Source organism: Cribrihabitans neustonicus, assembly GCF_048820895.1.
In the GTDB taxonomy this organism is placed as follows: domain Bacteria; phylum Pseudomonadota; class Alphaproteobacteria; order Rhodobacterales; family Rhodobacteraceae; genus Cribrihabitans_A; species Cribrihabitans_A neustonicus.
Genome location: NZ_JBMERQ010000002.1, coordinates 503,087 through 517,158 on the forward strand (window position 1 = coordinate 503,087; position 14,072 = coordinate 517,158).

Sequence of the window (14,072 nt, forward strand, 5' to 3'; positions counted from 1 at the left end):
CTGCCTGCCCTAGCGGCACCATATCGAACCTGCAGCGGCGCCCTCCCGCCCGTCGCCGGCGATCAGGGGTCGCCGCAGGCCAAGGCCGCCAGGGGCGCCGGCGGGCGCTGGATCGGTCCCTTTTCCTATTACTCCCGCCGGTCAGCGCCGGCGCAGCCGCCCCACTACGCCGGCCGGGAAGAAATAGACGCTGAGGATGAACAGCACCCCCAGCCACAACAGCCAGCGGTCCGCGTTCAGCATTTCCGGCAGCAGCGGCAGCCCTTCGGTGATCCCGGCCGCGCGGCCCATCAGCGCCTGCAGGTAGTTCTGCGCCAGCACGAGCAGCGCTGCCCCGATTACCGCCCCGTACATCGTGCCCATGCCGCCGATCACCACCATCAGGAGGATGTCGATCATGATCCCCAGCGACAGCACCGTGTCCGGCCCCACGTAGCGCAGCCAGACCGCGTAAAGCGCCCCCGCAAGCGCCGCAGCAGCCGCGGAAAGGCAGGTCACCGCCACCCGGTAATAGACCACCCGGTAGCCGATCGCCTCGGCCCGGAAGTCATTCTCGCGGATCGCTTGCAGCACCCGGCCGAAGGGTGAGTTCACCACCCGCAAAAGCCCGAGAAACAGGAGCAGTGCGCCTAAGAAGACGAGGTAATAGGCGAGCAGCTTGCCGTTGAGCTTCACGCCCAGGATCTCACCCCCGAAGGTCTCCTTGCCAAAGCGGAAGGCGGGCCCGAGCTCGCGCGGGGTGCGGAAGGTGAGCCCGTCCTCGCCGCCGGTCAGATGCGACAACTGGCTCACCAGCACCGCAAACGCGGAGGCGACGGCGAGGGTAATCATGGCAAAAAAGATCGCCCTGACCCGCAGCGAAAACAGCCCGATCACAAGCGCCAGCGCCGCTGCCGCAAGCGCGCCGCCCGCCGCCCCCAGCGCCAGCGCGCCGAAGCCGCGTCCCATGTGCAGCGACGCCAGCGCCACGCCGTACGCACCGATGCCGAAGAACATCGTATGGGCAAAGCTCACGATACCCGCATAGCCGAGCATCAGGTCGAAACTCGCCGCCAGAACCAGAAACACGCAGATCCGCGCCGCGGTATCCACCGTGCGCACGCCGGGAAACAGGAAGGGTGCCAGCGCCAGGCAGATCAGAACCGCGGCAAGCAGCAGCGCCAGCGGCAGCGAACGGGGCGTGTCGCCCGACAGAAGCGTGCGTATCATTTTGCCTTCACCACCGGAATCATGCCCATCGGGCGCCACATCAGCACCGCCGCCATCAGGGCGATGTTGGAGACCAGCGCCGCTTTGGGCTCCAGGAAGGCGACGTAGTTCTGCAAAAGCCCGACCAGCAGCGCGCCGATAAAACAGCCCTCGACCGAGCCGAGCCCGCCGATGATCACTACGATGAAGATCAGGATCATCGCCTCGTTGCCCATATGCGCGGTGATGACCTCCTGGTAGAGCGCCCACATCACTCCGCCAAGCCCCGCGAGCGCCGAGCCTGCGATGAACACCCCGGCAAAGACCAGCCGCAAGCGGTAGCCAAGCGCCATCACCATCTCCGGGTTCTCGACTCCTGCGCGCACGATCAATCCCACCCGCGTGCGCCGCAGCACCCAGCGCATTGCGAGGAACACCAGCAGGCCCACACCAACCGCCACCAGCCGGTATTTCTCGATCGCGGCCCCCGCGAAAGTGAGCGCGCCCTTCAGCGCCTCGGGGCGGGTGAAATAGATCTCCTCCGGCCCCCAGAACACGATGATCAGCTGCTCCGCCACGATCAGCCCGCCCATGGTGACGAGGATCTGGCTCAGATGGCTTCCGTAGACCGGCTCGACGATGATCTTCTCGAAGCCCCATCCCAAAAGGCCGGTCGCCGCCATCGCTGCCAGAACCGCAGCAAGTACGGCAGCGAGGTTCAGCATCAGCGAAGGCGCGCCGGTCCAGTGGCCGAGCGTCAAGAGCACCGAGACCCCAACAAAGGCGCCCGCCGAGACAAAGGCGCCGTGGCCGAAGTTGATCACGTCCATCAGGCCGAAAACCAGCGTGAGGCCGGAGGCCATCAGAAAAATCATCATCCCCATGGCGAGCCCCGAGACGGTGAGCGTCAGCCAGCTTGCCGGGTTTTGAATCGCGGCAAAGCCCGCCGCCGCCAGCAAGGGCACCAGCAAGAGCGGCAGATGCGGCGCGATACGGTCCCGGACCGGGACCCGCGCCATCACCGGCGCATGTTCAGGCGCAGCGGTCATGCGCGCACTCCCTTGTTCTTCTGGCCAAAAAAATATCCCTGCCGGAGGCATTAAGCCTCAAGGAGCACCGGTACGACGTGCGGCTGCGGTTCGTCTTGAGCAAGTTAGGTCCCGCGCCAAACACACCCCGCGCGGAACAAGGCCGCAGGCCGCCGCGCATCGCCGGCGCGCCCCCACGCGGCGGCGATTTGGCTGCCGCTTGGCGGTCCCTGAAAAAGGCGTAGGGACTTGGCCGGCATAAACTGCCAGCCACAACCGTCCGGATCGCCACCACGCGCGCCGGCAATGCGCGGCTAACCGCTCCTGTCTCACCCGCCGCAAGCAGCCACCGCGATTGATCGAAATCTCCAAGCTGTGCCCGTCCATCCCTCATGCCTGCGCCTCCAGGCTCAGCCCCATCAGCCGCGCCTGCAGTGCCTCGTCCCCCGCAAGCTCGGCCATTGCACCGTTCCAGATCACCCGCCCGCCGTCCATCACCGCGGCAGTGTCGCCGAGCGCCCGGGCGACGGCGTAGTTCTGTTCCACCAGCAGGATTGACGCGCCTTGGCGTTTCAAGTCCTGCAGCGCCCTGGCCATGGTGGCGACGATCGCGGGGGCCAGCCCCTTGGTGGGTTCGTCGATCAGATAGAGCTTGCGCTCCTCGGCCATGGCGCGGGCGATCGACAGCATCTGCTTCTGCCCGCCCGAAAGCGTGCCGGCCTCGGAGTTCCAGAAGGTCTCGAGCGGCGGGAAGGCGGTGAAGATCCAGTCGAGCCGGGCCGGGTCCAGCGGACCGGAGAGAGCGGCAAGCCGCATGTTTTCTGCCACCGTCAGACCCGCGAAAATGCCCATATCCTCCGGGACATAGCCGATGCCCATGCGGGCGATGTCAGGAGTGGGCAGGCGGGTGATGTCGCAGCCCTCGAACAGGATGCGCCCCGCCCGCGCGCGCCAGTGGCCGATCACGCTGCGCAGGGTGGTTGTCTTGCCCACCCCGTTTCGGCCCAAGAGCATGGTGACTGCGCCGCGCGGCACCGCCAGCTCGACGCCCTGCAGGATGTGGTATTGCGCAATGTCGGTGCAGACACTTTCGAGCCGCAGCACCGGGCCGCCGCCGTCTGCTGCCGGATCAGCCATGCTGCAGTACCCCTTCCAGCCCGCGCCCCATGTAGGCCTCCTGCACCACGTCGGAGGCGATCACCTCGGCTGGCGGGCCATCCGCGGCCAGGGCGCCGTTGTGCAGCACGACGATGCGGCGGGCCAGGGTGCGGATCACGTCCATCTTGTGTTCCACCAGCAGAATGGCTCGGCCGGGGCGCTCAGCCAGCCGGGCGATCAGCTCCAGTACCACCGGGGCCTCGTCCACGCTCATGCCCGCGGTGGGCTCGTCGAACATGTAGACGGCCGGGTCGAGCGCGATGAGCAGCGCCACCTCCAGCTTGCGCTGATTGCCGTGCGGCAACTCCGACACCAGCTGGTGGCGCTGGTCCAGCATCCGCACCTCCGCCAGCACCGCTTCGGCCTGTTCCGTCAGATCCCGATGCCGCGCCGCCATCGTCCACAGATTGAAGCCGCGCCCGGCCCTGGCCTGCACCACCAGCCGGACGTTTTCCAGCACGCTCAGATCCGGGAACAGGCTGGTGAGCTGGAAGGCGCGGCCAATGCCTGCCCGGGTGCGGGCGGACACGGAGAGCGCGCTGATGTCGCGTCCGTGAAGGCGGACGCGGCCCGAGGTCGCAGGGATCTGGCCCGAGATCAGGTTGAAGTAGGTTGTCTTGCCCGCGCCGTTGGGGCCGACGATGGCGGTCAGCTCACCGGCGCGGAACCCGCAAGTGACGCTGTCGACGGCGACATGGCCGCCGAAGCGCACGGTCAGGCCGGAAGTGCTGAGGATCGGATCGGTCATGGCTTTCTCCGGAAGCTCCGCGGCCCGGGCGGCGAAATGCCGGGGCCGCGGGACAGGCCGGGCTATTGGTTGCGGACCGGGACCGGCAGGTCCTCGATCTTCAGCTCGCGCACCAGTTCCGGCACGGCCCACTCCACGCCGTCTTCGTTCTTCAGGCGGAAGTGGTACATGCTCTGCAGCGCCTGGTGATCCTCGGGGCGGAATTTCATGGTGCCCTTGGGGGTCTCCCACTCCATGCCTTCCATCGCCGCGATCAGCGCCTCGGTATCGGTGGAGCCCGCCTTGCGGATCGCTTCGACCGCGGCGATCCCCGCCGCCATGCCGCCTGCGGTGAAGAAATCCGGCGGCGTGCCGAAACGCTCCTGATGGGTTTCCACCAGCCAGTCGTTCACCGGATTGTCGGGCAGCTCGTAGTAATAATAGGTGCCGCCTTCCATGCCCTCGAAATCCTTGAAGCCCTTGAGCGCGGCGAGGATATTGCCGACGCCCGCGAACTCGATGCCGAAGCGGCCGGGGTCGAGCGCATTGATCTTGGCCCAGGGGTTGCCGCCGCCGGCCCAGATGATGAACAGCTTCTTCTCGCCCTCCAGATCCTTCATCGCGTTGAAGATGCGCTCTGCCGCGGCGGTGAAATCGGTGGTGTCAGTGGGGGCGAATTCCTCGTGCACGATGCCACTGCCCTGCGCTTCCAGCGCTTCGCGGAAGGCGGCGATGCCATCACGGCCAAAGGCATAGTCCTGCGCCAGGGTGGCGATATGCACGTTCTCCCCGGCGAGCGCGATGGCGCTGGCAATCGCGTCCTGGCTGGAGTTGCGCGAGGTGCGGAAGATGTAGCGGTTCCAGTTGGACCCGGTGATCGAATCCGCAACCGCCGGCTCGACAATCAGGATCTTCTCGTATTCCTCGGCCACCGGCAGCATCGCCAGCGCCACACCCGAGCTGACCGGGCCGATCGCCAGGTCCGCCTCGTCGTCGCCATAGGCTTCTTCGAGCAGCGCGCGGCCGTTTTCCGGCTTCAGCTGGGTGTCCTTCTCGATCACAACGATCTTCTCGCCATTCACCTCCATGGTGCCGTCCGTGGCGTATTCCAGCCCCAGCATCAGCCCGTCGTGGGACTGTTTGGCATAGGCCTCGAACGGTCCGGTCTTGCCATAGATATGGGCGATCCTGATGTCCGCCGCCGCTGCCGAGGCCAGCGACAACGCGGATGCGATCCCCGCAAAGATTGCGCGTTTCATGTATCTTCTCCCTGCTGCGCGCCGGGGATCGGAAGGCGGTTGTTCCGCACACCCCGCGGGCGCTCTGGCGTACAGGAATACAAGCTAGGGGAAGTGTTTGAAACCGGTCAGTTTCAGAAAAGCGACCTTACTACACGCTCGGCTACCTTTTGGTCCAGGCGGCTGCCAGCGCCCTGGCGTGGCGGGTCAGGATGCGCACGTCGATGCCAACCGCGAGAAACTGCGCGCCCATGTCCGCGTAGGCCTGTGCCGCCTCGCCGGTCGTGCCGAGGATGCCGGGAGCGATGCCCGCGGCCTTGATCCGGGCGATCGCATCGGCGATGGCGGCGCGCACCTCGGGGTGGGCGGAGTTGCCCTGATGGCCCATGTCGGTCGACAGGTCGGCAGGGCCGATGAAGACGCCGGAGATGCCTTCCACCGCGAGGATTTCGTCCAGCGCCGCAAAGCCTGCACGGTTTTCCACCTGCACCAGCAGGCAAACTTCCCGGTCCGCCGTCTGTATATAGTCTTCCACCGTGCCAAAGCGGGTGGCCCGCGCCGCGGCGGCGCCGACGCCGCGGGTACCTTCCGGCGGGTAGCGGCAGGCGCGCACCAGGTCACGGGCAGCTGCGGCGCTTTCCACCATCGGCACCAGCACGGTCTGCGCACCCGCATCCAGAACCTGCTTGATCAGCCAGGTTTCCCCGATCGGCACCCGCACCACCGGATGGCTGGGCGAGGCCTCAAGTGCCATCAGCTGGTCGCGGATCGAGCGGATGCCGTTGGGGGCGTGCTCGCCATCGATTACCAGCCAGTCGAAGCCGCAGGTGCCCATGATCTCCGCCGCGGCAGCCTCGCCGAAGCTCAGCCAGCAGCCGATCTGCCGCTCGCCGCGCGCAAGGGCGGCCTTGAAAGTGTTTTCGGGCGCGGGCATGGGCGGGACCTCCTGTTGGTTGCTGCGGGCGGGCCGCAGCCGCTTTCCCAAGCACGCTAGCGCCCGTGCCCGCAGCTTGTCCACTGCCGGGAGCGGACTGCCTCAGCCGAGCCCGCGGGCGATTTCGGTAATAACATCGTAGGCCATCATCACGTCCGCTTCGGTGGTGTCGAACTGACCTGCCTGGAAGCGGATCGCCAGCTTGCCATCGACGCGGGTCTGGGTGAGGTAGATGCGCCCGTCGTCGTTGATCGCATTGACCAGCCTGAGATTCAGGTCGTCGGGATCCCCGGTCCCCTCCGGCGTGTAGCGGAAGGTCCAGAGCGACCACATCGGCGGGGTGACAATCTCGAAGTCCGGCTCCGCGGCGAGCTTCCCGTGCAGCCGGTTCGACCAGGCGACGTGGTTTCTGATCCGCGCGCGCAGCCCCTCCAGCCCGTAGGTGCGGATCAGGAACCAGATCTTCAGCGCCCGGAACCGGCGGCCCAGCGGCACCGTCCATTCGGAATAGTTGATGATGCCGTCGCGGCCATGGGTCTTCAGGTATTCCGGGCTGATCGCCAGCGTCTGCACCAGGTCGTCCGGGTTTTTCAGGAAATGCGCCGAGCAGTCGAACTGCACGCCCAGCCACTTGTGCGGGTTGAAGACAATGCTGTCGGCGCGCTCCACGCCCGGCCAGTAGTGGCGGAATTCCGGGCAGATCATTGCAGAGCCCGCCCAGGCGGCGTCCACGTGGGTGTAGAGCCCGTGTTTTTGCGCCACATCGAGGATGCGGTCCACGGGATCAGTCGCACCGGTGCCCGTGCCGCCGACACACAGGATCACCCCCGCAGGCTGGTGACCCGCCGCTAGGTCGGCCTGAATGGCGGATTCCAGCGCGTCGGGGTCCATACCGCGCCAATCGCCCTTGACCGGCACCCGCACGAGGTTCTCCTGGCCGATGCCCGCCACCCAGATCGCGCGGTCCACGGAGGTATGGACCTCGGCCGAGCAATAGATCCTGAGGGCCTTCTGCCCGAACAGTCCCTGTTGGTTGCCCTGCCAGTTCAGCGCCTTCTCCCGCATCGTCAGCACTGCCGCGAGCGTGGCGGAGGAGGCCGAATCCTGGATCACGCCCTGGAAGCCCGCGGGCAGGTCCAGCGCCTGGCGCAGCCAGTCCATCATCCGGGTTTCCATCTCGGTCGCGGCCGGGGAGGTCTGCCACAGCATGCATTGCGGTGCGATGGCGGCGGTCAGGAACTCGGCCAAGACCGACGGCGCGGCGGCATTGGCGGCGAAATAGGCAAAGAAGCGGGGGTGTTGCCAATGGGTGATGCCGGGCATCACGATGTTCTCAAAATCGCGGAAGATTGCCTCCATCCCCTCGCCATCCTCGGGCGGGGCGGCGGGGAGCGCCTCCAGCACCTCGCCGGGCTCGGTCTGCGCCCGCACCGGGCGGTCGCCTACGGTCTCATGGTAGTGCTGCGCCCAGTCGGCGGCCCTGCGGCCCCACTCGGAGAATTCGTTCCATTTCATGCGGTTGTGTCCTTCTTTTCGGCCGGGCCGGGCGCAGCCCCGGGTGTTCTGTCCGCGGCGGGTGAGGGGGCGAGGGACCAGCCCCTCGCGCTCCCCGGGATATTTGCAGCAAGAGGAAGGGGCGCGGGCTCCAGGCGCAAGATTTTTTCCGAGTGATTTGTCCAGATGGGCGCGCGCCCTTCCTGCGCGTTCTTAACGTGTTTATGAAAACCCCGGCGGCACCCGTCAAGCGTGAGGGCCGATTGCCTTTGCAGCGCTTCGGGGTGATACTTGGTCATGAGCAAACCGATCCCAAGCACCAGCCGCTCCCTGCCGATCGCGCTCCTGCGGGCGCGCGAGCGGGTGATGGGGCCGATTCGCGCGCTTTTGAGCGACGCGGGGCTGACCGAGCAGCAGTGGCGGGTATTGCGGGTGGTGCAGGAAAACGGGCCGATCGACCCGACCCAGATCGCCGAGGAGGCCTGCCTGCTGCTGCCCAGCCTGACCCGGATCCTGCAGAAGCTGGAAGACAAGCAGCTGATCAGCCGCGAACGCGATACCGAGGACAGGCGCCGCCAGGTGGTGCGGGTTTCCCCGGCCGGGGAGCGCATCATTGCTGATAACATTGGCGCCGCGCTGGAGATCGCGGAGGAGACCCGGCGCAAGATGGGCGCGGAGCGCTATGATGCCCTGCTGGACCTGTTAAACGAGCTCGACCGGATCGATCTGCCGGAGTGAGGCGGGCCGAGTCGCCGTATGGGCCTGATCCGGCGCATGTGGCGCGAATGGCGTGGCGGCTGCCGCAAAACGGACTGGCGCATGGGAAGGGTGCGCGGCTGCTGAGGTATTCTAATAAATCTCTATAAATCAGTGACGTAGGGGGTGTTCAGGCTGGTGTTGTACATGTGATAGGCCCCCGCCGCTCGCCTCTCAATTCAGATCCATTGCCGCATTTGGCGCAGTTGATGGCTGAAATCGCTCTGTGTTTTCCGGCGGAAACCGCCAAGCTGGCGGGGACAGTTGAGGGGACATCATGCGGTATTCCGGCCTGAAAGTGATCAAGGAGGCCCTGACAGGGCACAAGGGGTGGCGACCGGCCTGGCGCGACCCGGAGCCCAAGGCGCGCTACGATGTGGTGATCATCGGCGGCGGCGGGCATGGGCTGGCGACGGCCTACTACCTCGCCAAAGTGCACGGGCTCACAAATGTCGCGGTGATCGAAAAAGGCTGGATCGGCGGCGGCAACGTGGGCCGCAACACCACCATCATCCGCTCTAACTACCTGCTGGACGGCAACGAGCCTTTTTACGAGCTGTCGCTGAAACTGTGGGAAGGGCTGGAGCAGGACTTCAACTACAACGCCATGGTCAGCCAGCGCGGCATTCTGAATCTGGTGCATACGGACGCGCAGCGCGACGCGGCGCGCCGACGGGGCAATGCGATGATCCTGAACGGGTCGGACGCGGAACTGCTGGATGCGGACGGCGTGCGGGCGATGTACCCTTTCCTGAACTTCAGCAACGCGCGCTTCCCGATCAAGGGCGGTCTGCTGCACCGCCGCGGCGGCACGGTGCGCCATGATGCAGTTGCTTGGGGCTATGCCCGGGGCGCCGACCTGCGCGGCGTGGACATCATCCAGAACTGCGAAGTCACCGGCTTCAGGATCGAGAACGGCAAATGCCTGGGCGTCGAAACCACCAAGGGCTTCATCGGGGCGGGCAAGGTGGCGAGTTGTGTGGCCGGGTCCTCCAGCCGGGTGATGGAGAGGGCAGGCATGCGGCTGCCGATCGAAAGCCATGTGCTGCAGGCATTTGTGTCGGAAGGGCTAAAACCGGTGCTGGACGGGGTGATCACCTTTGGCGCAGGCCACTTCTATGTCAGCCAGTCGGACAAGGGCGGGCTGGTCTTTGGCGGCGATCTGGACATGTACAACTCCTATGCTCAGCGCGGCAACCTGCCGGTGGTCGAGGATGTGATGGAGGGCGGCATGGCCCTCATCCCGGCGCTGGGAAGGGTGCGGATGCTGCGCAGCTGGGGCGGCATCATGGACATGTCGATGGACGGTTCGCCCTTCATCGACAAGACCCATATCGACGGCCTCTATTTCAACGGCGGCTGGTGCTACGGCGGGTTCAAGGCGACCCCGGCCTCGGGCTGGTGCTATGCGCATCTGTTGGCCACGGACACCCCGCACAAGGTGGCCGCGGCCTATCGGCTCGACCGGTTCCGCACGGGCCGCATGATCGACGAAAAGGGCCAGGGCGCCCAGCCGAACCTGCATTGAGGAGAGGAACAGGCGATGATCATCAACCATCCGATCCTCGGGCCGCGGGACGCGCAGGAATTTACCTATCTGGGCGACGCCAGCCTGATCAACCGGCCGGACTGGCAGGCCGAAGATGCCGCGGAGCAGTTCCACGACTACCTGTACCTGCGCGACAACCCGGCAGGCGAGCACCGCGAGTTGTGGTTCCACGAGCAGGGCGACCGCTCCTGGCTGGTGGTGACCCGTAACACGGTGACCCATGAAATCCTGAATGTAGAGCTGGCCCGCGACGTGGCCCGGACAGAGGGGCGCAGCAGATGACTGATGCCGTGATGAATGCAGGCGGCCTCGCCTTTCAGGCCGGCCGCGGAACCGGCGCCCGCAAGGGCAGCCAGGCCAACCGGCTCGACGGCGGGCTGGTCAATGGCGGCCGGACGCTGAGCTTCAGCTTCGATGGCACCCGCTATCAGGGGGTGGAGGGCGACACGCTGGCCTCGGCCTTGCTCGCCAACGGCGTGCGGCTGATGGGGCGGTCGTTCAAGTACCACCGCCCGCGGGGGGTGCTGACCTCCGGGTCGGAAGAGCCCAACGCGCTGGTCGAACTGCGCAGCGGCGGCCGGCAGGAGCCCAATACCCGTGCTACCACCGCTGAGCTGTACGATGGTCTGGAGGCCAATTCGCAAAACCGCTGGCCGTCGTTGAAGCATGACTTCATGGCGGTGAACGACCGGTTCTCCAACTTCCTGACAGCGGGGTTCTACTACAAGACCTTCATGTGGCCCGCGGCCTTCTGGGAGAAGCTCTACGAACCCATCATCCGCAAGGCGGCGGGGCTTGGCAGCCTCAGCCTCGAGGAGGACCCGGACGCCTACGACAAGGGCTTCCTGCATTGCGACCTTCTGGTGATCGGTGCCGGGCCTTCCGGTTTGATGGCGGCGCTGACGGCGGGACGCGCGGGCGCGCATGTGATCCTGGCGGAGGAGGATTTCCTTCTCGGCGGGCGCCTGAATGCGGAAACTTTCGGTATCGGAGATCTCACCGGCTCGGGCTGGGTGGAGCAGGCGCAGGCGGAGCTCGCCGCGCTGCCCAACGTCCGGCTGATGCCGCGCACCACCATCATCGGCGCCTTTGACCATGGCATCTATGGCGCGGTGGAGCGCGTGGCCGATCATGTGGCGGTGCCCGAAGCGGGCAAGCCGCGGCAGATCCTGTGGCGGATTTACTCCAAGCGGGCGCTGCTGGCGGCGGGCGCGACCGAGCGGCCGATCGCGTTCGAGAACAACGACCGCCCGGGCATCATGCTGGCGGGTGCGGTGCGGGCCTATGCCAACCGTTGGGCGGTGACGCCGGATCAGACAGTAGCCGTCTTCACCAACAACGACGACGGCCGGCGCACCGCGGCGGACCTGATTGCCAAAGGCGTGCAGGTCTCGGCCGTGATCGACACCCGCGCTGACGCGCCCAAGGTTGCAGGCGCCGAACTCTTCGCCGGCGCTCAGGTGATCGACACCAAGGGGCGGCTCGGGCTGGAGTGGGTGCGGGTGCGTCTTGCCAATGGCGCGACCCGCGACATTCCCTGCGGCGCGCTGGCGGTGTCCGGCGGCTGGAACCCGAACGTGCATCTGACCTGCCACCAGCGCGGCCGCCCGGCCTGGCGCGAGGATATCGCAGCCTTCGTGCCCGCGGGCGATCTGCCGCCGGGCATGCGCGTGGCGGGGGCCGCCAATGGCGATCTCTCCACCGCCGCGGCGCTGCGCACAGGTGCCGAGGGCGCGGTGGCTGCGCTGGCGGACCTGGGCTTTTCCGCCAAGGCTGCCGAGCTGCCCGAGGCCGAGGACGCGCCTGTCAAACTGACCCCCTTCTGGTACGTGAAGGAGGGCAAGGGCCGCGCCTGGCTCGACCAGCAGAACGACGTCACCGTCAAGGACGTGAAGCTGGCGCATCAGGAGAACTTCCGCTCGGTCGAGCATCTGAAGCGCTACACCACGCTTGGCATGGCGACCGATCAGGGCAAGACCTCCAACATGGGCGGCCTCGCAATCATGGCGGAGCTTGCGGGTAAGCAGATCCCCGAGGTTGGCACCACCATGTTCCGCCCGCCCTACACGCCGGTGTCTTTTGGTGTAATGGCAGGCCGTTCGGTGGGCGAAGAATTCCGCCCCACCCGCAAGACCCCCAGCCACAAGTGGGCTGAGGAGCAGGACGCAGTGTTTGTCGAGGTCGGCCAGTGGCTGCGGGCGCAGTGGTTTCCCAAGCCGGGCGAGACCCGCTGGCGCCAGTCGGTGGACCGCGAGGTCCTGCAGACCCGCAACTCGGTCGGCGTCTGCGATGTGACCACGCTGGGCAAGATCGACGTGCAGGGCAGGGATGCGGCGGAGTTTCTGAACAGGATCTACGCCAACGCGTTCGCCAAGCTGCCGGTAGGCAAGGTCCGCTACGGCCTGATGCTGCGCGAAGACGGCATTGCCTATGACGACGGCACCGCCGCACGCTTTGCCGAGGATCACTTCGTCGTCACCACCACCACCGCCAACGCGGTGCTGGTCTACCGGAACATGGAATTTGCCCGCCAGTGCCTGTTCCCTGACCTGGACGTGCAGCTGATCTCCACCACCGAGGCCTGGGCGCAATTCGCCGTCGCCGGTCCCAATGCCCGCAAGCTGCTGCAAAAGGTGGTGGACCCGGAGTTCGACATTTCGAACGAAGGCTTCCCCTTCATGGCCTGCGGCGAGATCACCGTGGCGGGCGGCTGCCGGGCGCGGCTGTTCCGGATCTCCTTCTCCGGCGAATTGGCCTATGAGATCGCAGTGCCTACCCGCTACGGCGATGCGCTGATGCGCGAGCTGATGGCGGCGGGCGAGGAGTTCGGCGTGGTGCCCTATGGCACGGAAGCGCTGGGCGTCATGCGGATCGAGAAGGGCCATGCGGCGGGCAACGAGCTGAACGGCACCACTACCGCGCTGAACCTCGGCATGGGACGGATGGTCAGCAAGAAGAAGGACTGCATCGGCAACGTGCTCAGCGAACGCGAGGGGCTGAATGAGCCTGACGCGCTGAAGCTGGTGGGTTTCAAGCCGGTGCACCCCAGCGACCAGGTCCTCGCCGGGGCGCACCTGATGAACGCCACGGGCGAGGTCAGCGCGGCCACCGACCAGGGCTATGTCACCTCGGCTGCCTATTCGCCAGTGCTGAAATCCTACATCGGGATCGGTTTTTTGAGATGCGGCGATGCCCGCAAAGGTGAGGTCATCCGCGCCGTCAGCCCGCTGGAAGGCAAGGAGATCCAGGTCGAGGTGGTGAGCGCGCATTTTGTGGATCCGGATGGGGAGCGTCTTCGTGGATAAGGTTGCAGGACACAGACTGAAAGCCATCACCCCGCTCGGCGGGCAGGAGCCGCGGGCGGATGCCTTCACCGGCCTGCTGATCCGCGAAGTGACAGACCGGGCGCTGGCCTCGTTCGCGCTGAGGCAGGGGGGCGAAGAGGCAGGGCGTGCGGCGGCGCAGGAGGTGCTGGGCGCGCCGCTGCCGGGGCCGGCAGGCTGGTGCGATACGGGTGTCTTCACCGCCTGGTGGATGGGGCCGGATCTCTGGATGGTCTCCGCGCCCTATGCGAGCCACGCCCTGCTCGCCCGGCAACTGAAGCAGGCGGCAGGAGATGCGGCTTCGGTGGTGGAGCAGACCGACGGCTGGTGCCGCTTCGACCTGGAAGGCGCGCGCTGCTTCGGTGTCCTGGAGCGTTTGTGCAACGCCGATATCCGCGCGGGCAAGCCGGGCGATGCCACCCGCACCGTGATGGAGCATCTGGGGGTCTTCCTGCTGTGCCATGAGCCGGGGCAGCGGTATTCGATCATCGGTCCGCGTTCTTCTGCCGGGTCTCTGCATCACGCGCTGGCGGCGGCGGCGAAATCGGTGATCTGACGCGACTGGAAGCGCCCGGCTGAACGGCCGGGCGTTTGGCTGTGCCCCATGCCTGCGGGCGGCCTGCGCTGCGAGGGCGGCTGCCTCCGGCGGGGATATTTTCAGCAAGAGGAAGAGGGGC

General features: G+C 66.5%; 12 protein-coding genes. 5 read left to right on the forward strand and 7 right to left on the reverse strand.

Translation table 11 applies throughout. From position 1 onward, the window contains the following. Positions 1-141 precede the first annotated feature (141 nt). The 7 genes from ACOHWE_RS07510 to ACOHWE_RS07540 all read right to left on the reverse strand — a co-directional run bounded on the left by ACOHWE_RS07510 (position 142) and on the right by ACOHWE_RS07540 (position 7,788). Positions 142-1,209, reverse strand: coding sequence for a branched-chain amino acid ABC transporter permease (locus ACOHWE_RS07510; protein ID WP_420665368.1), 1,068 nt, complete (start codon positions 1,207-1,209; stop codon positions 142-144). Next, positions 1,206-2,237 (reverse strand): branched-chain amino acid ABC transporter permease, encoded by a 1,032-nt coding sequence (locus ACOHWE_RS07515; protein ID WP_420665370.1) that lies wholly within the window; start codon positions 2,235-2,237, stop codon positions 1,206-1,208. The genes ACOHWE_RS07510 and ACOHWE_RS07515 overlap by 4 nt, the downstream gene beginning before the upstream one ends. 369 nt (positions 2,238-2,606) lie before the next feature. Next, on the reverse strand, positions 2,607-3,353 hold the full coding sequence (locus ACOHWE_RS07520) for an ABC transporter ATP-binding protein (RefSeq protein ID WP_420665371.1): 747 nt from the start codon (positions 3,351-3,353) through the stop codon (positions 2,607-2,609). Beyond that, positions 3,346-4,122: an ABC transporter ATP-binding protein gene (locus ACOHWE_RS07525; RefSeq protein ID WP_420665372.1), complete on the reverse strand. Its 777-nt coding sequence runs from the start codon at positions 4,120-4,122 to the stop codon at positions 3,346-3,348. The genes ACOHWE_RS07520 and ACOHWE_RS07525 overlap by 8 nt, the downstream gene beginning before the upstream one ends. 62 nt (positions 4,123-4,184) lie before the next feature. After that, complete coding sequence (locus ACOHWE_RS07530) at positions 4,185-5,360, reverse strand: substrate-binding domain-containing protein (RefSeq protein WP_420665373.1); 1,176 nt, start codon at positions 5,358-5,360, stop codon at positions 4,185-4,187. A 142-nt stretch (positions 5,361-5,502) separates the two neighbouring features. Continuing rightward, on the reverse strand, positions 5,503-6,273 hold the full coding sequence (locus ACOHWE_RS07535) for an HpcH/HpaI aldolase family protein (RefSeq protein ID WP_420665374.1): 771 nt from the start codon (positions 6,271-6,273) through the stop codon (positions 5,503-5,505). 102 nt (positions 6,274-6,375) lie between these two features. After that, entirely contained in the window at positions 6,376-7,788 is a 1,413-nt protein-coding gene (locus tag ACOHWE_RS07540; RefSeq protein WP_420665375.1) for a pyridoxal phosphate-dependent decarboxylase family protein, read from the reverse strand. A 276-nt stretch (positions 7,789-8,064) separates the two neighbouring features. On the opposite strand from ACOHWE_RS07540, the gene hpaR reads away from it, so the two are divergent. From hpaR to ACOHWE_RS07565, 5 genes are all read left to right on the forward strand, one after another. Then, positions 8,065-8,505 (forward strand): homoprotocatechuate degradation operon regulator HpaR, encoded by a 441-nt coding sequence (hpaR, locus tag ACOHWE_RS07545; protein WP_420665376.1) that lies wholly within the window; start codon positions 8,065-8,067, stop codon positions 8,503-8,505. A 295-nt stretch (positions 8,506-8,800) separates the two neighbouring features. After that, a complete protein-coding gene (locus ACOHWE_RS07550) occupies positions 8,801-10,051 on the forward strand; it encodes a sarcosine oxidase subunit beta family protein (RefSeq protein WP_420665377.1) in 1,251 nt (416 codons plus the stop codon). Positions 10,052-10,066: 15 nt separating this feature from the next. Continuing rightward, the gene (locus tag ACOHWE_RS07555) at positions 10,067-10,354 is read left to right on the forward strand and encodes a sarcosine oxidase subunit delta (RefSeq protein ID WP_420665378.1); all 288 of its coding nucleotides are present in this window, start codon (positions 10,067-10,069) and stop codon (positions 10,352-10,354) included. 11 nt (positions 10,355-10,365) lie between these two features. Continuing rightward, positions 10,366-13,377: a sarcosine oxidase subunit alpha family protein gene (locus ACOHWE_RS07560; RefSeq protein ID WP_420665920.1), complete on the forward strand. Its 3,012-nt coding sequence runs from the start codon at positions 10,366-10,368 to the stop codon at positions 13,375-13,377. Then, positions 13,370-13,951, forward strand: coding sequence for a sarcosine oxidase subunit gamma (locus tag ACOHWE_RS07565; RefSeq protein ID WP_420665379.1), 582 nt, complete (start codon positions 13,370-13,372; stop codon positions 13,949-13,951). Before ACOHWE_RS07560 ends, ACOHWE_RS07565 begins: the two co-directional genes overlap by 8 nt. Positions 13,952-14,072: the final 121 nt, after the last annotated feature.

Excerpts from the sequence above, each read along its gene's own strand:
- ACOHWE_RS07510 (WP_420665368.1), bottom strand. The coding sequence starts at position 1,209 with ATGATACGCACGCTTCTGTCGGGCGACACGCCCCGTTCGCTGCCGCTG.
- ACOHWE_RS07515 (WP_420665370.1), bottom strand. The coding sequence starts at position 2,237 with ATGACCGCTGCGCCTGAACATGCGCCGGTGATGGCGCGGGTCCCGGTC.
- ACOHWE_RS07520 (WP_420665371.1), bottom strand. The coding sequence starts at position 3,353 with ATGGCTGATCCGGCAGCAGACGGCGGCGGCCCGGTGCTGCGGCTCGAA.
- ACOHWE_RS07525 (WP_420665372.1), bottom strand. The coding sequence starts at position 4,122 with ATGACCGATCCGATCCTCAGCACTTCCGGCCTGACCGTGCGCTTCGGC.
- ACOHWE_RS07530 (WP_420665373.1), bottom strand. The coding sequence starts at position 5,360 with ATGAAACGCGCAATCTTTGCGGGGATCGCATCCGCGTTGTCGCTGGCC.
- ACOHWE_RS07535 (WP_420665374.1), bottom strand. The coding sequence starts at position 6,273 with ATGCCCGCGCCCGAAAACACTTTCAAGGCCGCCCTTGCGCGCGGCGAG.
- ACOHWE_RS07540 (WP_420665375.1), bottom strand. The coding sequence starts at position 7,788 with ATGAAATGGAACGAATTCTCCGAGTGGGGCCGCAGGGCCGCCGACTGG.
- hpaR (WP_420665376.1), top strand. The coding sequence starts at position 8,065 with ATGAGCAAACCGATCCCAAGCACCAGCCGCTCCCTGCCGATCGCGCTC.
- ACOHWE_RS07550 (WP_420665377.1), top strand. The coding sequence starts at position 8,801 with ATGCGGTATTCCGGCCTGAAAGTGATCAAGGAGGCCCTGACAGGGCAC.
- ACOHWE_RS07555 (WP_420665378.1), top strand. The coding sequence starts at position 10,067 with ATGATCATCAACCATCCGATCCTCGGGCCGCGGGACGCGCAGGAATTT.
- ACOHWE_RS07560 (WP_420665920.1), top strand. The coding sequence starts at position 10,366 with ATGAATGCAGGCGGCCTCGCCTTTCAGGCCGGCCGCGGAACCGGCGCC.